The organism is Pseudoalteromonas sp. P1-9 (assembly GCF_001399975.1).
Lineage (GTDB): Bacteria > Pseudomonadota > Gammaproteobacteria > Enterobacterales > Alteromonadaceae > Pseudoalteromonas.
Genome location: NZ_LKBD01000003.1, coordinates 1 through 23,283, shown reverse-complemented (window position 1 = coordinate 23,283; position 23,283 = coordinate 1). Strand labels below are relative to the sequence as shown.

The window sequence follows — 23,283 nt, the reverse complement described above, 5'->3', positions numbered from 1 at the left end:
TTGTATCTATAACAAATAAATATGACAAAATAAGAAGTCAAAGCAGCCACAAACACGCCGTTTTAACGATGGGTTCAGATTAATCATGTAATAGCGAATACGTCACCGTTATACTGTTACCGCGATCGTTTTGTGAAACTGATTCTGCAATCTCTTTAATTAGCCCCAAACCACGACCATGATAGTTATCGTCGTTATTTGCAATATTTTTCCCTGCAAAACCATCACCTGAATCCGTTATTGTAAACCTTATTTTCGGGTCTTCTGGCAAGTAGCTCACATCGATATTAATTACTCCTGCCGAGAGTTCTGCCAATCGCTCAGCACGGAGTTCGTAGTATTCACAAAACCCTTCATCACTATCTTTTAAACAGGACTCGAGCCCTAAAACACCGTGTTCTAGCGCATTATTAAATGTTTCAGAGATCAGCAAAAACAAATTAGAGCGATGCTCAGCACAGCCTTTCATTGCACAAATCATTTCAACAACATCAACAACTGGATCAGTTTGTTTTAAGCGTTCTGCATCCAATGTCATTGCCATGTTTAACGGCGTTGTCATGTATTCATCGCTCAATTGGGGCTCAATATTTGATGGTCTGCATTTTACTAACGCTAAACTTAAATCATCTTGCTGATCTTGTTTACCCGTAAAACGCTTAACCGAATCAACAATGGAACCTAATTCAGTAAACGATGAAGCAGTCACCTTACGCAGTAATCGTTCTTCACCAAAAAATTCACCTTTGGTATTTTCTGCCTCGATGACACCGTCGGTATACAAAATAATTTTGTCATCTAATTCCGTTTCCACATAAATGGTATCGCGTTCAAATTCGTAATCTTCGAGTATACCTAATGCCATATGGCGCGATGTTAGTTTCTGCTTAACCTTGCCTTCTTTACTCAACAGAAAACTATCAGGAAGCCCTCCCAACCAAGCTGAAAATGAACGTCCCGAGCTATTAAGCTCAAGAATCGTTGCCGCACAAAACATGTTGCCTGGTAATAATTCACTGAGAGTTGAATTTAATTCAGCGGCAATATCGCCAACAGGTAAGCCTTTTTGTGTCATTGAGTAAAAGATTTTTGATGCTGGCAGCGCCCCCATCGCCGCTGCTAACCCATGGCCGGTAAAGTCCCCCATCAATACATAAATGCCACCGGTACAACTCGGTGCCATTAAAAATAAGTCACCGTTAAACATGGATGCCGGTGATAAATTAAATTCAACAAGTTCAGGTAACAAAAAACGCTTTTCCAGCGCATTTTCGAAAATATGTTCAACTAACTCGTGTTCGCGTTCAGTATGCAGCTGATAATACGCAAGTTCTTGGTTTTGTTTGTAGGTTTTTACACTGAATTCGCGTGTCCGCGCATGTGCTTTAATTTTTGCCGAGAGAATTACTTTATCGAAAGGCTTATTCAAAAAGTCATCACCGCCAACCTGCAAACATTTTTCTAGGCTGCTTTTGTCATCCAATGCGGTGATAAAAATGATGGGAAGATACACATCTGCAGATTTGGCTTTAAGCAAAGGCGCTACTTCAAAGCCATCCATTTTAGGCATTACAACATCAAGCAAAACCAAGTCGGGAGAAAGCTCATCGAAAACCGTTAGTGCTTGTACCCCGTCCGACGCAAGGGCAACATGGTGCTGTTCTTGCTCTAGCATAAAACGCAGTAAGTTACGATTTAGCTCCTGATCATCGACAACCAGAATTTTCATGGTTCAGTCGATGTCGAACTTTTTATCAAAACGAGAGATCTGTAAAATTTTCTTAATTTGAGGTCTGCAATTTGTAATATGAATACTGCTCACAGAGTCGCCTAACGATTTTTTCATATTTAATAACATTCCCAATGCCGAACTATCCATGTAATCGGTTTCACGTAAGTCGATAATAACTTTCGGAGTGCTTACGCCAACGTCGGCATATGCGCTCCTAAATGATTGTACTAAGTTAAAGTCAAACTTGCCTTTAATCTCAATCGTAAATAATTTGCCATCTGGCGATAGAGCCTTATTCAAACTCATTTAATTCTCCTTGGAATGTCCTAATGCCTGCTAAATTTACGCCATTCGCTTTATTTAAATTAAGTACTTAACCCGCTAATTTGCAAATATTATCTTAAAAAAACTAAAAATAAATTGAACAATAATATGGTTGCAAAATTATGATAAACTTGCGTCATGCGTATTTACTTGGATTTATTATGTCAGACTCAAATTTAGTCTATTCCACAGAAACCGGAAGAATAAAACAGCCAAAAGAAGCACCTGAGCTCGATGTAAAATTATTTAAAGACGGTGCGGTGCGTATTGAACGCCAAACAAAAGGACGAAAAGGCAAAGGCGTGATGCTCGTTGTGGGAATTGATCCAAGCGCTCATGACTTAAAAAAGCTAGCCAAAACATTAAAGTCTAAAATGGGTCAAGGTGGTGCAGTCAAAGACGGTATCATTGAAATTCAAGGCGATGACCGCGATAAGTTGAAGGGTTTGCTTGAGCAGCAAGGCTTCAAGGTGAAAATTGCAGGCGGATAATAAGCATTGCTTGGTGATGGCAGCTAGCCATCACCAAATTAAACACTAAAAGTGTATACCTTTCGTTTTATCTATCATCAACGAAATCTCATGTTCTGGTACTGGCTTACTGTAATAATAACCTTGTACTACATCACACTTATTCAGCTTTAAAAACTCAATTTGTTCATCGCTTTCAACGCCTTCAGCAACCAGCTCTAAATTAAGCTTTTGCGCCATCGCGATAATTGCTGCGGTGATCTCCATATCATTACTATCTTCTGGAATATCTTTAATAAATGAGCGGTCAATTTTTAAGATATCCAATGGGAAGCGTTTTAAATAACTGAGTGACGAGTATCCCGTACCAAAGTCATCTATCGACAGCGATAGCCCAAGCGATTTTAATTGATGCATTTGCTTAATAGAGCCTTCAACATCGCCCATTAGCATACTCTCAGTTAACTCTAGGTGCACGCGCTCAGGTACGATACCCGTTTTCTTAATCACCTTTTCTAGTAAAGGAATTAGACTCGTATCTTTAAATTGGCGTGCTGATAAATTAATAGAGATGCTGCTCTCATGATCTTTAAGCGCCATACGCTGAGCAAATGCACACGATTCCCACAATACCCACTCACCTAATTCAACAATTAACCCTGTTGTTTCAGCAATTGGAATAAACTTATCTGGCGCAATATGCCCAAGTGTAGGATGGTGCCAGCGGATCAGTGCTTCAAAACCGACTATCTTCTCGTTGGTAATATCAATTTGCGGCTGATAATAAAGCTCGAACTGCTGTTCTTTAATCGCAATGCGCAGTTCATTTTCAATAAATAATCGCTCTTTTGCCGCTGCATCAAGGGTGTCGTTATAGAAGTAATAAGTGTTTTTACCTAACGCTTTTGCTTCATACATTGCAAGATCGGCGTGTTTCAGTAACACATCTTCTTCAGGGCTTTGATCCGATGCCATTGTAATACCGATACTGGCACTAACAATCACCTCGTTGCTGCCTAAGCGAATTGGCTGACTTAAGGTATTTTGGATGGTGAGCGCCACATCTGTGGCTTTCTCGCGGTCATCAATACCACTGAGCAACACGGCAAACTCATCACCACCAAGACGGGCAATGGTATCTTCTGCTCGAAGACGCTTTTGTAGGCGTTGTGCTACTTCCAACAGCAGTTGGTCACCCGCATCATGACCTAATGTATCATTGATACGTTTAAATTCATCTAAATCAAAATAGAACAGAGCAAATGAGTAATGACCGCGCGATGCTAAGGCTAAAGACTTTTTAAGCTGCATTCTAAATAACGCACGGTTAGCAAGCCCTGTTAGTGTGTCGTAATACGCCAATTGTTCCATTTTGCGCTGACTTTCTTTTACAAAGGAAATGTCTTGCGCAGAGGCAACATAGCTATACACTTTGTGGTTATCATCGCGAATTGGTGAAACAGATAACGACACCCAAAGTGCACGTTTGTCATTGTTATGCAGTAACGTGTCACCTTTCCAGTGATGGCGCGAAAGTAAGTCCTGAACGATATCCTCAACCAAAATCATCATATCGGGTTCCATTAAAACAAGTAATGGTTGCCCAATAAAATGACTTTTCTCAAACCCTGTCATTTCAAGCAATTTAGGGTTCACGTATTCAATATTGAGATTTTCATCGGTAATTACGATAGCTGAACCAGAGAATTCAACGGCTTTTGATAACCTTCTTGCGCGCTGCTCTGCTTGCTCTTTTTCATCTAGCTCTTGGCGTAAATCACGCATGGTCTTTTCGAGCTTGCCTGCCATTGCGCCAAACTCAAAATTGAGCAAGCCGATTTCGTCTTTGTTAACCGTTAGGTTTTGCGCTGTAGTAAATTGCCCTCTTGCAACTTCTCGCGAGCTTGCAACCAATGCTTTAATACGTTTAATTACTAAATGAGAAAGCGTTTGATGCAGCAACAATACGACCAGCACGGCATATAAAATAAACAAGCCAAAAAACTTTACTTCTATTTCATCAATCGCCGAAAGTGCTTCAGAATGGGTTTTATAAACACCAATATACCAATCAAAATCACTAAACTTTTTGATGCTAAAAATATGCTTGCTGTCGTCAATGGCAAATTCACCCTGCAACTCATGACGCTGACTTGTTAATAGTTGCTCAACTTGATTACGCAATTCATCTGGTAACTGGTTTTTAGTATCCAACGAATCGTTCATACTGCCGCTGAGGCGATTGATAATATCTGTTTTACCTTCAAACTGAATAATTTGTCCTTTGCCGTTTAACACAAACAGCTTGGCATCACCCACTTTGTCAGGGAACATCGCCTGCAGCTTTGGCAACTCAATATCACTGCCAGTAACGCCTTTAAATTCTCCGCCGTAATGTAGCGGTACAATAAGGCTAATAACCCAACGCTCCCAGATATCATCATAATAGATAGGGGTCCAGGTTGCTTCTAAGTTAGGGTTAAATTCAGGAGTACCAATTTCGTAAAAAACATCTTGCCTAAAGTCATGGCTTGCCGGCACATTTAACGCCCAGTTTGGTGGCGATATGCGAATAAAACGGTCTTGGCTAATAAAATAGAAGTTAAAAAAGGTTTCGTCGGTTAAAATTGGTGCAATTTGCGACCATACTTTTTCTGTTTGAGAAAAAATACGTTTATATTCGTGACTATAACTTTGCTGGGGAAGAAAAGCTGCAGAACGAACTCCTGCTACGTTAGTACTTGAAGAGCTGCGAATACTACCGTCTTTACCAAAAACCAACTTACTAGGAACAATTTTTTCAGCGAGGGCGCTTTCGGAATAAAGGGCTTCTGTAACTATGGTATTGGCATCAATTGCGATGCGTTTTTTCTCATTAAGTAGGTTTTCAAAACGGCTAACAAACGGCTTCGATAACTCTGTTAGCACACCAAACTCTTCAAAAAGCAGTTGTTTGCGCTCAGATTTAACCATCAAGTACGCAGCAGATAATCCAGCTATTAAACAAATGGCTGATATTAATATGGATAACTTGGTACTAAGTGCGTTAATGCCAAAACTCGCATCCAAATGTTTAGAGTTCACAATGTAACCTTACTTCTGCTGCAACTCGTTGATTGTGGTGCTTGGAACTATAAAAGAATCTCACTAATTTCTACACCTTTTTTTCGGTTTATTGCAAAAAAGCCATAATAAATAATGAAAAAATCTGTTTTGTCATAAGTTACTCTCAATTTACTGTTGACTTTAACAGCACTTATTTCTAAATTCGGGGTTATGAACAAATTAATCTTTAACTTTAGCTTCTTTTTTCACCATCCGTAACTCGGGAGGCGACTTTGTCACGAACAAGCTAAAGTCAAACTAAACCTCCCACTGGGAGGTTTTTTTTTGCAATTGGGAATGAGGAAAAGAAAATGTCCAATGCACTTGAGTCCCTACGTCGGGATATCAATGAGATAGACTCGGAGTTGCTAGTCTTACTCGCCAAAAGACGTCGCGTCAGCCATGGTGTTGTTGAGTATAAAATTGCCAACAACAAACCAATCCGTGATGAGCAACGTGAACAGGCGTTACTAGAAAAACTCATTAGTTATGGCAGTTCACTGGGGCTTGACGGTTATTACGTAAATCGCGTGTTTCAAACCATTATTGAAGATTCTGTACTGCATCAACAGGCAATGTTACAGCAGAACCTAAATCCAGATCTGCACACAGAAACTAATCGCGTTGCTTATTTAGGTGGTCAGGGCTCTTATAGCCAACTTGCATGCCATAAGTACTTCAGCCGTCGTCCTGGCAAACTTGTTGAACTGGGTTGCAGCAGCTTTAATGAAATCACCAATAAAGTAGAAACTGGACAGGCCGATTTTGGTTTATTACCAATCGAGAATACCTGCTCTGGCAGTATCAACGAAGTATATGACCTATTGCAGCACACACAGGTGTCAATCGTTGGCGAACTAACGCAAGCGGTAGAACATTGTTTAGTAGCAAGCCCAGGTGTCGCCATTGAGAATGTGACGAAAATATATGGTCACCCACAGCCATTTGCTCAATGCAGCCAATTTATTAGTAATTTAAGCGGCGTACAACTGGCCTACAGCGACTCAACATCAAGCGCACTAAAAGAGGCGTTACAAGATGATGCAGGTGCTGCAATTGCTTCTGAAGACGCAGCTCACAAAGCTGGATTAGTGGTACTTGAGCCCAACCTTGCCAATCAGAGCCACAACCACAGTCGCTTTATTGTTGTTGCGCGTAAAGCAGTTAAAGTATCTAAGCAGATCCCAACTAAAACAACATTAATTATGGCGACTAAACAGTCGGCCGGTGCGCTTGCTGATGCACTGATGATCTTCAAACAGCATAACATTAACCTAGTAAAACTAGAGTCTCGACCTGTACCGGGGAATCCTTGGGAAGAAGTATTCTATGTTGACCTAGAAGCGAACATCGATTTACCAGAAGTTAAAAAAGCGCTAGATGCGCTTAAAGAAGTGACTGCTTACATTCGTATTCTTGGTTGTTACCAAAGTGAAACGTTGAGCGCTGTAAGCGTTGCAACGGAATAAAAAAGGGGCGTTTCGCCCCTTTTTAATAATCTAACACTTTCGCGTCATTTGCCTTACTCAGTAACGCTTTGCTTTGACTTAAAAAGGTACTGGCAGAATCTGAAAAGAAGGTTTTTGCAGCGGCAAAGTCATCAATTAACCCCGCTTTATCATTGTTCTTCAATTTTTCAAAGGTTTGCTGGAACACCTCACAATACTCTTTCATCAAAGGTGCGACATCTTCAAATTGCGCCAACATAATATCGCTGTAAAGCTCTGGCGACTGCGCAAATAAGCGCCCTACCATCATTAATTCCAAGTGATAAATAGGCGAAGAGCAAGATTCTATTTCTTCAAGGCTGTGGCTTTGTTTCGCCAAAAATTGACCATAAACAAAGGTCGTTAAGTGGCGCATTACCTGCACAATTTGCATCGCTTCATCGTGCTTCTTCGCATCCATAGACACTAAATTACACCCCCATACAGTAAGCTGTTCGAGTAAGGAACTCGCTACGTCACAGGGCTTATTTTGACAAACAACAACGGTTTGCTTCACCCAATGAGGAATATCGGGACCAAACATCGGGTGTAACGCTAATACCGGTCCTTGATGGTGAGTTTCCATTGCTTTAAGTGGTGATGATTTAACGCTGGTAATATCAACTAATAAACACTCAGGGTGTAGTTTTGGCATATCTGCAATAACTGATTCAACCGCATGAATTGGTACAGAAACAATCACACAACGTGCCTCAACTAATATAGTCTCACGTTCACTTTGGTTATCTTTATCAAGCACCTTCACCTGATAACCCGAGCGCTCTAACTGACGCTTGAACAATTGACCCATTGCACCTTTACCACCCACTATCACCATTGGCGATAAGTGCGGCGCAACGCACGCTAAACCGAGTTGTTGGTTTTGGTAAGATTCACGCATAAGTCGACGTAATACATCTTCGACTAATTCAGGACTGACCCCAGCTGCAATTGCTTGTGAACGCCGTGCATCAATTAATTCAGTTTCTCGCGATGGTACATAAACGGGTTGACCTTGTTGTTGCTTATAAGCGCCAACTTGAGCTGTGATATGATTTCGTTTAGCTAATAGTTCAACAAGTTGCCTATCGCATTCATCAATTTGATCTCTTAACGTATTCAGTGCGCCCATCACAAAGTAAACCTTTCTTTACAGCAAGTAAAATAATATATACAAAATCATATCAAGCTATCTCGCTAAGTAAAAGTGTTAAAATTAAATACGTTATACAAGTTAGCTATTTAGCCACTATTTAAGAAGGCTTTCGATGGTGTTAGCTTTCTTGTTAGATACAGCGCTGGATTTTTAACAGACTTATGACATTAGCTTCTGAAATCGCTATTTTTAAGCGGTTATTCCACATCAATAAACCTGAATATCGCACGCAAATATTCAGCTTTCTAAAAATACGAGTTTAAGTTGGTTGGTATAAATATCACAATTTTAAGTGAGTGAATCAGTAAACCTCTCCACAATATAGCTAGTAGCGTGCGAAGAATTAAAGGCTTGTTGAGTAAATTCGCATTGCTGTGACTATCAAGCTTTAGTGTGTAATTCAATAATACCCGCAACGCACATCAAGTAAGAGTTTATCGAAGTTAATAAGGAGTTGAGTCTGGCAGGCTTGTGTAGATACGTTCTTTGTTTGAAAGGTAATCTTTTGTTTTATAAAAACAAAACAGGCTGAGCAAAGCTCAGCCTGTTTAGATTCTGAAAGTTCAGACGTATTAGTTAAGTTTTTCTTTAATACGTGCAGACTTACCAGAACGCTCACGTAGATAGTAAAGCTTCGCACGACGAACTGCACCGCGACGCTTACGCTCGATGCTGTCGATTAGTGGGCTGTGTGTTTGGAAAACACGCTCTACACCTTCGCCGCTTGAGATCTTACGTACAGTGAAAGAAGAATGAAGACCACGGTTACGCTTAGCGATTACCACACCTTCGAACGCCTGTAGACGCTCTTTGTTACCTTCTTTAACACGTACTTTAACAACTACTGTATCACCAGGGCCGAACTCTGGTACGTCAGATTTAAGTTGCTCATCTTCAAGCACTTTAATAATATTTTGGTTTACTTTTGCCATTATATTTCTCACATTTCCTAGGAGTAACTGTCTTCTAGCCACAAACATTATGTTCTTGCTGAAATTCAGCGAGTAACCTTGCTTGCTCCTCAGTCAGAGCTAGGTTTTGCAACAAGTCCGGACGTCTAAGCCAAGTTCTACCCAACTGTTGCTTTAAGCGCCAGCGAGCAATTTCTTTATGGTTTCCACTGAGCAATACAGCGGGCACCTGCTTACCATCCAATAATTCTGGCCGTGTATAGTGAGGGCAGTCTAATAAGCCGTCAGAAAATGAATCCTGCTCGGCAGACTGATTGTGACCTAACACGCCTGGCACTAAACGAGATACTGAATCGATTAATGTCATTGCAGCGAGTTCGCCACCGGATAATATAAAGTCACCAATTGACCATTCTTCGTCAATATGTGATTCAATTAACCGCTCATCTATACCTTCATAACGACCTGCCACTAAAATCAACTTTTTATGGTTTGCAAGTTCTTGCGCACCTTGTTGATCTAGCTTTCTACCTTGTGGTGATAGATAGATTACCTTTGCCCCTTCACCCGCTGAAGCTTTCGCTGCATCGATGGCATCTCGCAATGGTTGCACCATCATTAGCATACCAGGGCCACCGCCATATGGGCGGTCATCCACAGTTTTATGCTTATCAAAAGCATAATCTCGCGGACTCCAACAGTTAAAATCGATTAAACCGTTTTTAACTGCGCGACCAGTAACACCTTGCTTTGTTACCGCATCAAACATTTCAGGGAACAGTGAAATAACACCGAACCACATGTGTGCCTGTTGCGACATTTAAAAGCTAGGATCCCAGTCTACGGTAACTTCTTTAGCATCTAAATCCACCTTTAACACTACGCTCTCGGTTAAATATGGAATTAAACGTTCACCTCTTCCAAATCCGTCGTTAGGGTTAGCTTTAACCACTAAAACGTCATTAGAACCTGTTTCTAGCATGTCGTCGACCTTACCTAAGTCGTAACCTTTATCAGTTACCACAGTAAGACCGATGAGATCTCGCCAATAAAACTCACCATCAGGTAAGTCTGGCAATTGTTCTTCAAAAACAGCGATTTCAGCATTTGTTAACACATTTGCTTGGTCACGGTCTTCAACATTTGCCAACTTGGCGATAAAACCTTTGTTGTGACGACGCCAGTCGACCACTTCAACGGTTTGCCAGTTTCCTTGTTGCCCTATCAACCATGGGCTGAAATCAAAGATCCCTTCGGGATCATCAGTAAATGAATGCACCTTAAGCCAACCCTTAATGCCGTAAGGGGCGCCGAGTTTGCCTGCTATAAATTTGGCTTGCTCTTGACTCATGGTTACATTACGCCTATTAAGCCGCTTTACGAGCGTCTTTAACTAACTTAGCTACACGATCAGAAAGACCTGCACCTTGACCTACCCAGTGATCTACACGATCAAGGTCTAGGCGAAGTGATTCTTCTTGACCACGAGCTAGCGGGTTAAAGAAACCTACTTTCTCGATGAAACGACCATCACGCGAGAAACGGCTATCCGCAACCACGATTTGATAGAATGGACGCTTCTTAGCGCCGCCACGTTGCAAACGAATAGTTACCATACCGTCCTCTACATAGATTGATTGATTTCATTAACATAAAAACTAATTTTACTTCCCTAACGGGAAGCCCGAGAATTGTACGAATTTTTACTCTGATTGCAAGTTAAAATGCACTCTTTTGACTACTTTGTGACAGTTATGCCAACATCAATACAAAAAAAGCACCAAAACTGGTGCTTTTTTAACAACTTTGCAAAGTTTAGAATTTAGGGCCGCCGCCCATCATGCCAGGTGGCATCATGCCTTTCATATTGCGCATCATTTTCATCATGCCGCCTTTGCCTTTCATCTTCTTCATCATTTTCTGCATTTGTGTAAATTGCTTTAATAGCTTATTTACGTCTTGTACTTGCGTACCAGAACCTGCAGCAATACGCTTTTTACGAGATCCTTTAATGATGTCTGGGCGCTCACGCTCTTTTGGCGTCATTGAGCTAATGATGGCTTCCATTTGATTAAAGGTTTTATCACCTACTTGATCTTTAACCGCATCAGGCAAGTTTGACATACCTGGTAGTTTATCAAGCATCCCCATCATGCCACCCATATTTTTCATTTGACGTAATTGGTCAGCAAAGTCTTCTAATGTGAAGCCATCGCCCTTCATTACCTTCTTAGCCATTTTTTCAGCTTTCTCTTTGTCGACTTTCATTTCGACTTCTTCAATTAGAGAAAGCACATCACCCATGCCTAAAATACGTGACGCAACACGATCTGGGTGGAATGGCTCTAACGCATCGGTTTTTTCACCGACACCAATAAACTTAATTGGTTTGCCTGTGATATGGCGAATAGATAGTGCAGCACCACCACGGGCATCACCGTCAGTTTTAGTCAGTACAACACCTGTTAGCGGCAGCGCTTCGTCAAATGCTTTTGCCGTATTCGCAGCATCTTGACCTGTCATTGAGTCAACAACAAAGAGTGTTTCTACCGGCTTAATCGCACCGTGTAACTCAATGATTTCTTCCATCATCTCGTTATCAACGTGCAAACGACCTGCGGTATCAACAATCACGACATCGATGAATTTCTTTTTAGCGTGGTCAATTGCGCCATTGGCAATATCGATTGGTTTCTGTGAAATATCACTTGGGAAGAATTCCACGTCCACTTCGTTAGCAAGTGTTTCTAACTGTTTAATCGCGGCAGGACGGTACACGTCGGCACTCACTACTAACACAGATTTCTTTTTGCGCTCTTTTAAGAATTTAGAAAGCTTACCCACACTGGTGGTTTTACCTGCACCTTGCAGACCTGCCATCATAATAACCGCTGGCGGTTGTGCCGCTAGGTTAAGCTCTTCGTTTGCTTCACCCATGGCTTTTTCAAGTTCTTCACGAACGATTTTAATGAAAACCTGACCCGGGCTTAAACTTTTAGTGACTTCAACACCTACAGCACGTTCTTTAACTGTTTTTACAAATTCACGCACTACCGGTAAGGCTACATCTGCTTCGAGTAGTGCCATACGCACTTCGCGCAGCGTATCTTTTATATTGTCTTCAGTTAATCGGCCTCGACCACTGATATTTTTCAGGGTTTTACCAAGGCGTTCCTGTAAGTTCTGAAACATTCACGTTAATCCAAACTAATATTTTGCGAGAATTATACCTAAGAAACAGGAATAAAAAAGCTTTGCAACGGTAACTAAAGGTTATTTTCCTATTCTGGGCTAGGCTTTTAGCGATTGATAAAATACAATGAGGTAAAAATTTTAATCGAAACCGATTTTAAACAAAGTCATGAATTTAATTGTTTTAACTGTAATTGCGAGTCTGTTTTATAGCCTTTCCACTATGCATGTGGTGAGTAAGTTATTCGATAAGCAAGGTCCAAATCAAAAGAAGACTTTATTGCTTAGTACCGTTGCTATTTTGTTGCACCTTGCTGTTATTGTTAATTCAATTTTTACTGAAAGCGGGCAAGACCTCAGCTTTGCCAACGTTGCACTATTAATATGTTGGCTAATTGTGGTGTCGGTAACAACTGTTTCCCTGCGCTTTCCTGCCACCTTATTACTGCCAGTTGTTTATGGCTTTGCTGCAATTTTATTAATCGCCAGTTTATTTATTCCACATCATGTTATTTTGCAATCGGTTAATTTTGAATTCGGATTGGTGTCGCATATTTCACTTGCCTTTATGGCCTACTGTGTGCTGATTATTGCAACGTTATACGCAATTCAATTTTACTTTATTAATCGCCGATTAAAGCAAAAAGATATGTCGATAGTGACCAGTCACTTACCACCTTTAATGCTGGTAGAAAGACAACTATTCCACCTGGTTTCAATGGGCTCATTGCTACTTACATTTGCCCTCGCAACTGGCTTTTTATTTATCGATAATATGTTTGATAAAGGCTATATCCATAAAACAGTATTATCGTTACTTGCCTGGGCGTTATTTGTCACAGTTGCGTGGGGCCACAAGTACCGTGGCTGGCGCGGTAAAAGCAGTGTAATTACGACAATTTGTGCGGCAACATTACTTACGCTTGCGTATTTTGGTAGCCGCTTTGTTCAAGAAATTATTTTAGGTAAGTTTTAGTACCTTTGGTACGAATGAGCTTATACAAATAGAGCACTTGACTAATCATCTCAACTAAGAGTTAATACTCTTTCGACAGTTTTTAAAGGATCCCTCATTGGACGCCATATCGACGAGTACTTTATTCATCATTCTTGGTGTATTGATACTACTTTCAGCTTATTTCTCGAGCTCAGAAACGGGCATGATGTCGCTAAACAAATACCGTTTACGACACCTTGAAAAAGAACACCATAAAGGCGCCAAACGGGTTAGCAAGCTGTTACAACGTCCAGATAGACTGATAGGGTTAATCCTAATTGGCAATAACCTTGTTAACATTGCGGCTTCATCTGTTGCAACTATTATCGGTATTCGCCTATTTGGCGACGTAATCGGTATTGCCGTAGCCACCTTTGGTTTAACCTTTGTTATTTTAATTTTTGCTGAGGTAACACCAAAGACATTGGCGGCACTGTATCCAGAAAAAGTGGCCTTTCCAAGTTCATTTATTCTTAACTTTTTACTTAAGTTGCTCTACCCGCTGGTCATTTTAGTAAACCTTATAACCAACGGTATTTTAAAACTGTTTGGCATTAGCCCAGAACAAATTGAAGAGCACAGTTTAAGTAAAGAAGAACTTAAAACTGTAGTGAACGAATCTGCTGCTCTATTACCTGAGCGTCACCAAAATATGTTGGTATCGATTCTTGACCTTGAGCAGGTAAAAGTTGAAGACGTAATGGTGCCGCGCAACGAAATTGTGGCGATTGATGTTAACGACGATTGGAAGTTGATTATGCGTCAGCTTACCCATGCACAACATACCCGAGTGTTGCTATACCGTGAGAATATTGACGACACAGTTGGCTTTATTCACGCTCGCGATGCGCTACGTTTACTGACTAAAGAGCAATTTACAAAAGCGACTTTGCTGCGCGCGGTACGAGAAATTTACTACATACCTGAAGGTACATCGTTAAACGTACAGCTACTTAAATTTCAACAAGCAAAAGAGCGCATTGGTATTGTGGTAGACGAATACGGCGATATTCAAGGCCTCGTAACCTTAGAAGATATTCTTGAAGAAGTAGTGGGTGATTTTACCACCAGCATGACACCAACGTTAAGTGAAAACGTGCATCCGCAACAAGATGGTTCATTCTTAGTTGATGGCAGTGCCAACGTGCGCGATCTGAATAAAGAAATGGGTTGGGATTTTCCTATTGATGGCCCAAAGACCTTAAGTGGTTTGATTATCGAGTTTTTAGAAGATATTCCAAATGAAAAAGTCAGTATGCGAATTTCAGGCTACCCAATCGAAATTGTTGAAGTAAACGAGAACACGATTAAGCTAGCGCGTATTATGCCTGAGTATAAGCGATAGATTTCAGGTTTCAGGTTTCAGGTTTCAGGTTTCAGGTTTCAGGTTTCAGGTTTCAGGTTTCAGGTTTCAGGTTTCAGGTTTCAGGTTTCAGCAGAAATTAAAAGCAGGTTTTAGTAATAGTCTAAAACCTGTTGTCTAAAGGCTAAAATCTCTTATTAACTAAACAAACGTTGTAGCCAATTTTTATTTAAATCATCTTCGCACTTTTTAAGCTGCACACCATAATTACCAGTACGCACCTTCACCTTTTGCGCCGTTTTCATTAACCATGCTTTTTTCTTGTAGGTACCACGGCGATAGCCTCCCCACCCTTCATGGTAATTTAAATATTGCCCGTATGCGTCCCACTTCGATACACCATTTATTTTATGCGTGTTATATACAAACCACCCCATAAAATCGATAGCGTCAGCAAAGTCGTCTCTGTCTGCGCCGCTATTGCCACTTTTACTCACATAATCATTCCATGTTGGTGTTTTTGCCTGTGAGTACCCATAAGCAGAGCTCGCTCGGCCTGTTGGAATAAAGCCAAGGAAGTATTCCATTGGAGGCGCTGCATTATGCTTAAACGAGCTTTCCTGAAACATCATACTCATCAGTAAGTGCTTTGGCGCTCCCCATTTTTCTTGCGCATCTTTGGCATCAAAATACCAATCTCGATGTTCAAAAAATATATCACATAGGTTATTCGGATTTTGCGGTGGTGGCGTGGCACAACCGGCTAATGTGGCGGTAAGTACAAGTGGGATAATTTTTTTCATAATAATTTTGAACTTTTGCGTCAAAACCCTATCTCAATTATTAAGCAAAACACATTGTTTCATCCCTGAAAGTGAAACGCGGCCATTCAGCCGCGTTTTTTATTACTTAAAATAATCATCTAAGAACTGAACAAAGCTTTGCGTATCGCTGGCCTCTATTTCTTTTTGCTTGCTGTGTGATGCCACTGCTTCACGTTCAAACAAGGCTTGATCAAATACTTGATAGCCTTTGCCAAGCGTATTCTGTTTATAATCACTTGCCAGTTTTAGCGCGTAATGACCATTATCTTCTTGCTGTTCCAACAAATGTGCTAAGAACAGCCCTGAGTAAGTTAATTCAGGATTTGCAACTGATTGTTCAAGCTTGCTAATCACCGCGCTATACTCTTGAGTACCAAATGCCTCGTCAAAGAGTTTCGCAATTTTCTTAAGCTCAGTGAAAATATCGCCAGCCCAATCACTGAGTAAATGCGCTTTGCCTTTGTCAGACAATGCTAATCCAGGCTCACGTCCTTGATTAACAACAAGGTCTAAGTTTGCCTGCGTTTCTACTTGTTCTTGCCACGCTAGGTCCTGTGCTGGTTTGATTGCACAATAAAGTAAGAATACATCTAAAAACTGAATCTGTTCTTTGCTTATCCCAACTTCAGAAAACGGGTTAACATCAAGTGCTCGCACTTCAATGTATTCTACTCCACCATCAGCGAGTGCTTCGCTTGGCGTTTGCCCCGATTGCGCGTTTCGCTTTGGTCGGATCGGTGAGTAAAACTCATTTTCAATTTGCAAAATATTTTGATTAAGCTGCTTTGCTGGCTCGTCGCGGTAATCGCCAAACTGCTGATATAAATCAGAAGTCATTGAAATCGCCTGCTTAAAGCCCTCTAAATATTCTTCAAGACTGTTGTAGGTAACACGCAAGCTTGACTGCGCACTGTTGGTGTAACCTAAATCACCTAATCGCAATGACGTGGCATAAGGTAAATATAATGTGCCTTTACCTAATGACTCAAATGGCAAATTGGTTTTACGTCCACCTAAGAACGAACTACACAGTGCTGGAGATGCGCCAAATAAATAGCTGATCAGCCACAACTCTCGTTTGAAATTTCGAATCAACGAAAAGTATTTATCTGAAATATAATCACTTAATTTATCGCTGTTGCCTTCAATTTGCTGCAACTGTGTCCAAAACGCTTCAGGAAACGATAAGTTAAAATGCACACCGGCAATTGCTTGCATCATACTGCCGTAACGATTTTTTAACCCTTGGCGATACAAAGTCTTCATTTTACCGACATTTGAACTGCCATAGTCCGCTAATCGAATTTCATCCTGATCTTCAATAAAGCAAGGCATGCTCAACGGCCACAACTCTTCGCCATCAATATTTGCTAGCGTAAATTTATGAATATCTTCAAGCTGCGCAAGTGTTTGCTCGATATCACTACAGGCAGGCGTAATAAATTCAAGTAAAGACTCGGAAAAATCGGTTGTGATATATGGGTGCGTTAGCGCGCTGCCAAGCGCATTATGATGTGACGTTTTTGCAAGACGGTGCTTATCTATACGTAAACACTCTCGCTCTACACCTCGTTTGATACCCTTTAATACGCTCGCTGAGCCTTGTTCAGATAAGGTACTTAGTATCGAATCTATTGACACTGTTTTCAAAAATTCAGTCCTCTCACCGCGAGTCCTAGTAAGGTGGTCGCTTTTTCAATATCTTAACAATGTATGGTCAACATTACGATACCTCAAGGTGCGATGGTAAAATTATTCGTAACTAGATTTTAATAGCATTAGTACAAGATTATTTACTCTACCTAAAAGAATAATGAGATTAGTAGCTTAGGTAGATAACCAGCGCTTAAAAAGGCAGTAGCCTTAGCCAAAAGCTTGCGCTATAGTTACATTATATTTAGTCAAAGGAAAGTTAAACTATGTACAGGTTTACTGTCATAACCCTGCTACTAACAACCCTTAGCTGCTTCATCGCCAAGGTCGATGCGAAACAGTTAACCGTTTATAGTTGGGTTGATGAAAAAGGCATTGCCCATTTTTCATATGTAGAACCATCGCACAAAAGTGGTGTTCGCTCATTTGAGCTAAAAGATCATACGTCGTTTGGTGCCGAAAAACGAAAACTAGAACTCGGTAGCGATACAACTTCAGACAATGCAGACCCACTGATTTCACGTAAAAAAGAATACTGTGAAAACGCAAAACATAATTTAAGCGTATTAGAAAATTACGACCAAGTTAGTCAGGTTGATGAAAACGGCCAAGAAGTGACTATTTCAGGTAGTGCTAAAGATAAATACAAAAAACAAGCACAACAGCGTATAAAAGCATTTTGTGAATAAAAAAAACCACCCAATTGGGTGGTTTTTTCTTTGTTATGTTTTACTTTGAAGCAATGGCTATTTCACCGTCATAACAATCGACAACAAAACAACTTCCCGCTTTGAACTCGCCCGATAACAGCGTTTGTGCTAATGGGTTTTCAATGGTTTGCTGAATGGCACGTTTTAATGGACGTGCGCCAAACACTGGGTCAAAGCCCGCTTCTGCGATTTTAGCCAGCGCCGCATCCGTAAGTTCAAGCTGATATCCATTATCTTGCAAACGTTGCTCGAGGCGTTGTAATTGGATCTTCGCAATGTTTTCAATGTGCGCTTGTGCTAACGGATGGAATACCACTGTTTCATCAATACGGTTAATAAATTCAGGTCTAAAGTGCTGACCAATCACCGACATCAAAGTGTTTTTAAGTCCTTGGTAGTCGTTATTACTTGCTTGCTCTTGGATCACATCTGAACCTAAGTTGGAGGTCATAATAATCACCGTATTCTTAAAGTCGATAGTGCGCCCTTGCCCATCAGTTAAACGACCATCATCAAGCACTTGCAACAAGATATTGAAAACATCTGGGTGCGCCTTTTCAACTTCATCAAGCAATACAACTGAATACGGCTTACGACGAACCGCTTCTGTTAGATAGCCACCTTCTTCATAGCCCACATAACCGGGAGGTGCACCCACCAAGCGCGCGACTGAGTGTTTTTCCATAAACTCAGACATATCAATGCGCACCATGGCTTCTTCTGTATCGAACATAAAGTTGGCAAGTGCTTTCGTCAGCTCGGTTTTACCAACCCCAGTTGGGCCTAAGAATAAAAACGAACCGATTGGACGATTCGGGTCAGCCAAGCCTGCGCGCGAGCGACGAATCGCATTTGACACCGCCACCACAGCTTCATCTTGCCCCACTACTTTCTCGTGCAGTTTTGCTTCCATTGAAAGTAGTTTATCGCGTTCACCTTGCAGCATTTTCGCCACCGGAATACCAGTCCAACGAGAGAGGATCTCGGCAATTTCGTTTTCACCAACCTTGTTAACGAGTAAGCTCATATCCTGCATTTCAGCTTGCGAGGCTAAATCAAGTTTGCGCTCTAACTCAGGAATACGACCATATTGCAGTTCACTCATGCGCTGTAAATCGCCAGCACGTCTTGCCACTTCTAAATCTAATCGCGCTTGCTCTAACTCAGTTTTGATTACTTGCGTGCCCTGCAGCGAGGCTTTTTCCGCATTCCATACTTCGTCTAACTCATTATACTGGCTATCAAGTTGTTTGATCTGTGCTTGAATGTCTGCCTGACGCGACTTTGATGCATCGTCAGTCTCTTTTGCCAGCGCATTATCTTCAAGCTTTAGCTGAATAATCTTACGCTCTAAGCGATCTAACTCTTCAGGCTTTGAATCAATTTGCATGCGGATATGTGAACCCGCTTCATCAATCAAATCTATCGCTTTATCTGGCAATTGACGGTCGCTGATATAACGATGAGAAAGTGTTGCCGCAGCAACAATCGCTGGATCGGTAATTTCTACCGTATGATGAAGTTCGTAGCGCTCTTTTAATCCACGTAAAATCGCTATGGTGTCTTCTACGCTTGGCTCTTCAACCAATACTTTTTGGAAGCGGCGCTCCAACGCAGCATCTTTTTCAATGTACTGACGATACTCATCAAGTGTTGTTGCACCAACGCAATGAAGCTCACCGCGAGCAAGTGCAGGTTTAAGCATATTACCGGCATCCATTGCACCATCACTTTTACCAGCTCCCACCATGGTGTGGATTTCGTCAATAAATAGAATAACCTGCCCTTCTTCTTTGGCAAGCTCATTGAGAACAGACTTTAAGCGTTCTTCAAATTCACCTCGGTACTTTGCACCAGCTACAAGCGCGCCCATATCAAGTGATAGTACACGCTTGTTTTTCAGTCCTTCAGGCACTTCACCATTAATAATACGTTGTGCGAGCCCTTCCGCAATCGCCGTTTTACCCACTCCTGGTTCACCAATGAGTACGGGGTTATTTTTAGTACGGCGTTGCAATACTTGAATCGTACGGCGAATTTCTTCATCACGACCTATCACAGGATCGAGTTTACCTAACTCGGCGCGCTCAGTTAAATCTACCGTAAATTTCTCTAGCGCTTGGCGGGTGTCTTCGGCATTTGGGCTATCAACTTTTTGACCACCACGAATCGCGCTTATTGCGGTTTCAATTTTGTTTTGCGTTAAACCAAATTGCTTAAACAAGCTGCCCAGCGGCCCTTTATCTTCACAGGCAACTAAAATGAAGATCTCGCTAGAAATGTACGAGTCTTTGCGTTTTTGTGCGTACTTATCACATAAATTCAACAAATTAGCCATATTATGTGACAACTGAACATCACCACCTACACCGTCAACTTTAAATAACTTGTCGATTTCCGCAGATACCTTGGTCATCATTTCGTCGGCATTTACACCGGCTTGTGCCAACAATGCTCGTACACTTGACCCAGTTTGCGTAAGCAAACTGTACATTAAGTGAATTGGCTCAATAAACTGATGGTCGCGGCCTAGTGCCAATGATTGCGCATCAGCAAGTGCAGCTTGAAATTTGCTAGTAAAACGATCTAATCGCATGCTTGATACCCTTAAAAAACTTAACTGTAATTATAAATGGGTATAAATTTTTTTAAGATCAAGAGAAAGGTAAAAATAGGTTAAAAATAATTACACAAAAAGTAAGGTCAATCAGCAATATAAATTATGTGTGCATTACGACCAGTGACGCCATCGCGACGATAGGAAAAAAATAAATCATGTTGCGTTACAGTGCAGTATTCACCACCTGATATTGAGCTAACACCTTGCTTTTCAAGTACAATATGTGCCAATTGATAAATATTCGCAAGGTACTTATTAGGCTTCTCATCAATAGGCTGAAAACACCTAATAGTGCCTTCATGCTTGTTACAAAACGCATTTTTTACGTCATCGCCTACTTCAAATTTTTGCGGTCCAATTGCCGCACCTAAATACGCAATTAATTGGCTTGATTTAAAACAATTGAGTGTATTTTCAATCACACCATTTAATAAACCACGCCAACCGGCATGAATTACCGCGACTTCATCACCTTGCTTTGAGCACACAAATACAGGCAAGCAATCTGCCGTCATAATCGCTAAAGGTTGATTAACCTGTTGCGTGTAAAGTGCATCAGCGTCATACAATTGATTCACATCAGTTTGTGCATCGACACACACCACGCGAGTACTGTGGGTTTGCGATAACCAAAAAGGGGCTTGTGGTAATAGGGTTGTTAAACGCTTGCGGTTTTCTACTACATCTAGCGGGTTATCATTTACGTGCTGCGCCAGGTTTAACGACGCAAACGGCGCTTTAGAAACGCCGCCTTGTCGCGTTGTGGAAAAGGCAACTACCTCGCTTGGTACTTGCCATTTTGCTACAAGTGTGTCCACTAGTACCCAATATTAGGATTAGCTTTGGTATCTTGACGAAGCGCTTCTGTTAATAACTTCATATCGTCAGGAATAGGCGCTTGCCAACTCATCATTTCACCAGTAATTGGATGTTCGAGTTCCAATTTTACCGCGTGCAGTGCTTGACGTTTAAAGTTGCGAAGCACTTCAATAAACTCTGGAGTCGCATTTTTAGGTGGACGCGGTCTGCCGTGATATAGCGGATCACCAATCAAGGCATGATTTAAGTGCGCCATATGCACACGGATTTGGTGCGTACGCCCGGTTTCAAGTCGCAAACGTAATCGCGTGTGCGCTCTGAATTTTTCTGCCACACGGTAGTGCGTTACAGCAGGTTTGCCAAATTCAGTTACCGCCATATGCGTACGCTTTGTATGGTGGCGACCAATTGGCGCATCTACCATGCCACCAGCGGTCATTGTGCCATTACAAATCGCCTCATATTCACGCGTAAAGTTGCGTCTTGCTTGAAGATTAGCAACTAAATGAGTTTGTGCAGGAACTGTTTTGGCTATTACCATTAACCCCGTAGTGTCTTTATCAAGACGATGCACAATACCGGCACGCGGCACTGAATCTATGTCAGGATAATCGTGCAGCAACGCGTTAAGCATAGTGCCATCAGGGTTGCCGGCACCTGGGTGCACAACTAAGCCAGCAGGTTTGTTAACAACTAAAATATGATCGTCTTCATACACTTTATCGAGGTCGATTTGTTGTGCTTCAAACACCACTTCGGTTTCGAGTTCAGCATGGATTTCAATCTGCTCATATCCCATTAATTTTTCACGCGGCACGTTACGTACCTCACCATCGACCTTTACCATATTGTCGAGGATCCAGTTTTTAATTCGCGAACGCGAATAATCTGGGAACATTTTTGCTAAAACTTGGTCTAGACGTTTACCGCCCAGTTCAATTGGTACTTCAGCTGATAGTGTAATTTGCTCTGCCATTGTTCCGCTTAATTATGTAAAATCCAATGCAAGCTATTGCTTACTCGGTTAGAATCGCTAATATGCATAGTTTACTCGGTTTTGCTGACTGAGCCTAGGGTGGAATCCCAAACAAGATAATAAAAAGGTGTATTTTAATGACAAACGTAGTTGGGAAGCGTTCGCTTAGTAAACGTTCATTAGCGCTAGCGCTTGCAATCTCAGTGTTATCAGCATGTTCTTCAGCGCCGGACGAAGAGGACATTCAAAGAGTTCCGAATAAATCGCCACAGGCACTTTATCAAGATGCCAAAGAAACGCTTGATTCAGGTTTATATGTACGCGCAATCGAGTTACTAAGCGCGATTGACTCACGCTACCCATTTGGACCACTATCAAAACAAGTTCAGATGGACCTTATTTACGCCTATTATCAATCAAATAATACTGAGCAGGCTACGGCAACCATTGACCGTTTTATTAAATTAAACCCAAATCACAAAGATTTAGATTACATGTATTACATGCGTGGTTTAGTAAATATTAAAGCCCATGAAAATGCATTCCAAGAGTATTTTGGTATTGATCGCGCTGATCGCGACACCAAGCGTACACGAATCGCATACGAAGATTTTGCTACGCTTGTTAAAAATTACCCAGACAGTAAATACACCAACGAAGCCAAAAAACGCATGGCGTGGCTGCTTAATAAAATGGCACGTTACGAGCTAAAAGTGGCAAACTATTATTATGATCGTGAGGCCTACCTTGCTGCGGCAAACCGCTGTAAGTATGTGGTAGAGCACTTTTCAAAAAGCAGCTATACCAAACAAGCCCTTGAGCTAATGGTAAAAAGCTACGAAAAACTTGGGCTGAGTGAATTAAAAAATAATGCACAAGCTGTGCTAGATGCAAACAAATAGGCGTGCACTTAGCTGACCCATCCTAGCATGGGTTGACACTTTTAATATTAAAACGCTCGATGCACTTCATCGGGCGTTTTGTATTTTAAAGCCGTGTGTGGC

20 protein-coding genes and 1 other annotated feature are annotated in these 23,283 nt (G+C 41.3%); of the genes, 6 read left to right on the top strand and 14 right to left on the bottom strand.

Annotation, left to right across the window (positions count from 1 at the left end):
* Positions 1 to 79: 79 nt before the first annotated feature.
* Together AN214_RS02595 and AN214_RS02590 are read right to left on the bottom strand one after the other, a co-directional pair.
* Positions 80 to 1,729 (bottom strand): fused response regulator/phosphatase, encoded by a 1,650-nt coding sequence (locus AN214_RS02595; RefSeq protein ID WP_054978296.1) that lies wholly within the window; start codon positions 1,727 to 1,729, stop codon positions 80 to 82.
* A 3-nt stretch (positions 1,730 to 1,732) separates the two neighbouring features.
* Positions 1,733 to 2,038, bottom strand: a complete 306-nt coding sequence (locus tag AN214_RS02590; RefSeq protein WP_010560622.1) for an STAS domain-containing protein — start codon at positions 2,036 to 2,038, stop codon at positions 1,733 to 1,735.
* Positions 2,039 to 2,217: 179 nt separating this feature from the next.
* Here AN214_RS02590 and yciH point away from each other — a divergent pair, with 179 nt between their 5' ends.
* Complete coding sequence (yciH, locus tag AN214_RS02585) at positions 2,218 to 2,547, top strand: stress response translation initiation inhibitor YciH (RefSeq protein WP_010560623.1); 330 nt, start codon at positions 2,218 to 2,220, stop codon at positions 2,545 to 2,547.
* A 45-nt stretch (positions 2,548 to 2,592) separates the two neighbouring features.
* Here the strand turns inward: yciH and AN214_RS02580 are convergent, their stop codons facing one another.
* The gene (locus tag AN214_RS02580) at positions 2,593 to 5,610 is read right to left on the bottom strand and encodes an EAL domain-containing protein (protein ID WP_054978295.1); all 3,018 of its coding nucleotides are present in this window, start codon (positions 5,608 to 5,610) and stop codon (positions 2,593 to 2,595) included.
* 191 nt (positions 5,611 to 5,801) lie between these two features.
* Positions 5,802 to 5,918 (top strand) — a sequence feature (Phe leader region).
* A gap of 24 nt (positions 5,919 to 5,942) precedes the next feature.
* Here AN214_RS02580 and AN214_RS02575 point away from each other — a divergent pair.
* Positions 5,943 to 7,100, top strand: coding sequence for a chorismate mutase (locus AN214_RS02575; protein WP_054978294.1), 1,158 nt, complete (start codon positions 5,943 to 5,945; stop codon positions 7,098 to 7,100).
* A 22-nt stretch (positions 7,101 to 7,122) separates the two neighbouring features.
* Here the strand turns inward: AN214_RS02575 and tyrA are convergent, their stop codons facing one another.
* The 6 genes from tyrA to ffh all read right to left on the bottom strand — a co-directional run bounded on the left by tyrA (position 7,123) and on the right by ffh (position 12,377).
* On the bottom strand, positions 7,123 to 8,250 hold the full coding sequence (gene tyrA / locus AN214_RS02570) for a bifunctional chorismate mutase/prephenate dehydrogenase (RefSeq protein ID WP_054978293.1): 1,128 nt from the start codon (positions 8,248 to 8,250) through the stop codon (positions 7,123 to 7,125).
* 596 nt (positions 8,251 to 8,846) lie between these two features.
* Positions 8,847 to 9,206: a 50S ribosomal protein L19 gene (gene rplS / locus AN214_RS02565; protein ID WP_010560627.1), complete on the bottom strand. Its 360-nt coding sequence runs from the start codon at positions 9,204 to 9,206 to the stop codon at positions 8,847 to 8,849.
* A 34-nt stretch (positions 9,207 to 9,240) separates the two neighbouring features.
* A complete protein-coding gene (trmD, locus tag AN214_RS02560) occupies positions 9,241 to 9,987 on the bottom strand; it encodes a tRNA (guanosine(37)-N1)-methyltransferase TrmD (protein ID WP_010560628.1) in 747 nt (248 codons plus the stop codon).
* An 18-nt stretch (positions 9,988 to 10,005) separates the two neighbouring features.
* The gene (rimM, locus tag AN214_RS02555; RefSeq protein WP_054978292.1) at positions 10,006 to 10,536 is read right to left on the bottom strand and encodes a ribosome maturation factor RimM; all 531 of its coding nucleotides are present in this window, start codon (positions 10,534 to 10,536) and stop codon (positions 10,006 to 10,008) included.
* Between the two features lie 16 nt (positions 10,537 to 10,552).
* Positions 10,553 to 10,801, bottom strand: coding sequence for a 30S ribosomal protein S16 (gene rpsP, locus AN214_RS02550; protein WP_010560630.1), 249 nt, complete (start codon positions 10,799 to 10,801; stop codon positions 10,553 to 10,555).
* Positions 10,802 to 11,000: 199 nt separating this feature from the next.
* A complete protein-coding gene (gene ffh / locus AN214_RS02545; protein ID WP_054978291.1) occupies positions 11,001 to 12,377 on the bottom strand; it encodes a signal recognition particle protein in 1,377 nt (458 codons plus the stop codon).
* A gap of 169 nt (positions 12,378 to 12,546) precedes the next feature.
* On the opposite strand from ffh, the gene AN214_RS02540 reads away from it, so the two are divergent.
* Together AN214_RS02540 and AN214_RS02535 are read left to right on the top strand one after the other, a co-directional pair.
* A complete protein-coding gene (locus AN214_RS02540) occupies positions 12,547 to 13,353 on the top strand; it encodes an inner membrane protein YpjD (protein ID WP_010560632.1) in 807 nt (268 codons plus the stop codon).
* A 97-nt stretch (positions 13,354 to 13,450) separates the two neighbouring features.
* Positions 13,451 to 14,719 carry an HlyC/CorC family transporter gene (locus AN214_RS02535; RefSeq protein ID WP_082428468.1) on the top strand — a complete coding sequence of 423 codons (1,269 nt, stop codon included), beginning with the start codon at positions 13,451 to 13,453 and terminating at the stop codon, positions 14,717 to 14,719.
* A gap of 155 nt (positions 14,720 to 14,874) precedes the next feature.
* Here AN214_RS02535 and AN214_RS02530 read toward each other — a convergent pair whose 3' ends face one another.
* Together AN214_RS02530 and gshA are read right to left on the bottom strand one after the other, a co-directional pair.
* A complete protein-coding gene (locus AN214_RS02530) occupies positions 14,875 to 15,480 on the bottom strand; it encodes a hypothetical protein (RefSeq protein ID WP_010560634.1) in 606 nt (201 codons plus the stop codon).
* Positions 15,481 to 15,582: 102 nt separating this feature from the next.
* Positions 15,583 to 17,151: a glutamate--cysteine ligase gene (gene gshA / locus AN214_RS02525; RefSeq protein WP_054978289.1), complete on the bottom strand. Its 1,569-nt coding sequence runs from the start codon at positions 17,149 to 17,151 to the stop codon at positions 15,583 to 15,585.
* A 269-nt stretch (positions 17,152 to 17,420) separates the two neighbouring features.
* Here gshA and AN214_RS02520 point away from each other — a divergent pair, with 269 nt between their 5' ends.
* Positions 17,421 to 17,843, top strand: coding sequence for a hypothetical protein (locus AN214_RS02520; protein WP_054978288.1), 423 nt, complete (start codon positions 17,421 to 17,423; stop codon positions 17,841 to 17,843).
* A gap of 40 nt (positions 17,844 to 17,883) precedes the next feature.
* Here AN214_RS02520 and clpB read toward each other — a convergent pair whose 3' ends face one another.
* From clpB to rluD, 3 genes are all read right to left on the bottom strand, one after another.
* Positions 17,884 to 20,460 (bottom strand): ATP-dependent chaperone ClpB, encoded by a 2,577-nt coding sequence (gene clpB, locus AN214_RS02515; protein ID WP_054978287.1) that lies wholly within the window; start codon positions 20,458 to 20,460, stop codon positions 17,884 to 17,886.
* 107 nt (positions 20,461 to 20,567) lie between these two features.
* A complete protein-coding gene (pgeF, locus tag AN214_RS02510; protein ID WP_054978286.1) occupies positions 20,568 to 21,302 on the bottom strand; it encodes a peptidoglycan editing factor PgeF in 735 nt (244 codons plus the stop codon).
* Positions 21,302 to 22,279, bottom strand: a complete 978-nt coding sequence (rluD, locus tag AN214_RS02505) for a 23S rRNA pseudouridine(1911/1915/1917) synthase RluD (protein ID WP_054978285.1) — start codon at positions 22,277 to 22,279, stop codon at positions 21,302 to 21,304. The genes pgeF and rluD overlap by 1 nt, the downstream gene beginning before the upstream one ends.
* Before the next feature lie 137 nt (positions 22,280 to 22,416).
* Here rluD and AN214_RS02500 point away from each other — a divergent pair, with 137 nt between their 5' ends.
* Positions 22,417 to 23,181 (top strand): outer membrane protein assembly factor BamD, encoded by a 765-nt coding sequence (locus AN214_RS02500; protein WP_054978284.1) that lies wholly within the window; start codon positions 22,417 to 22,419, stop codon positions 23,179 to 23,181.
* The last annotated feature ends 102 nt before the right edge of the window (positions 23,182 to 23,283 follow it).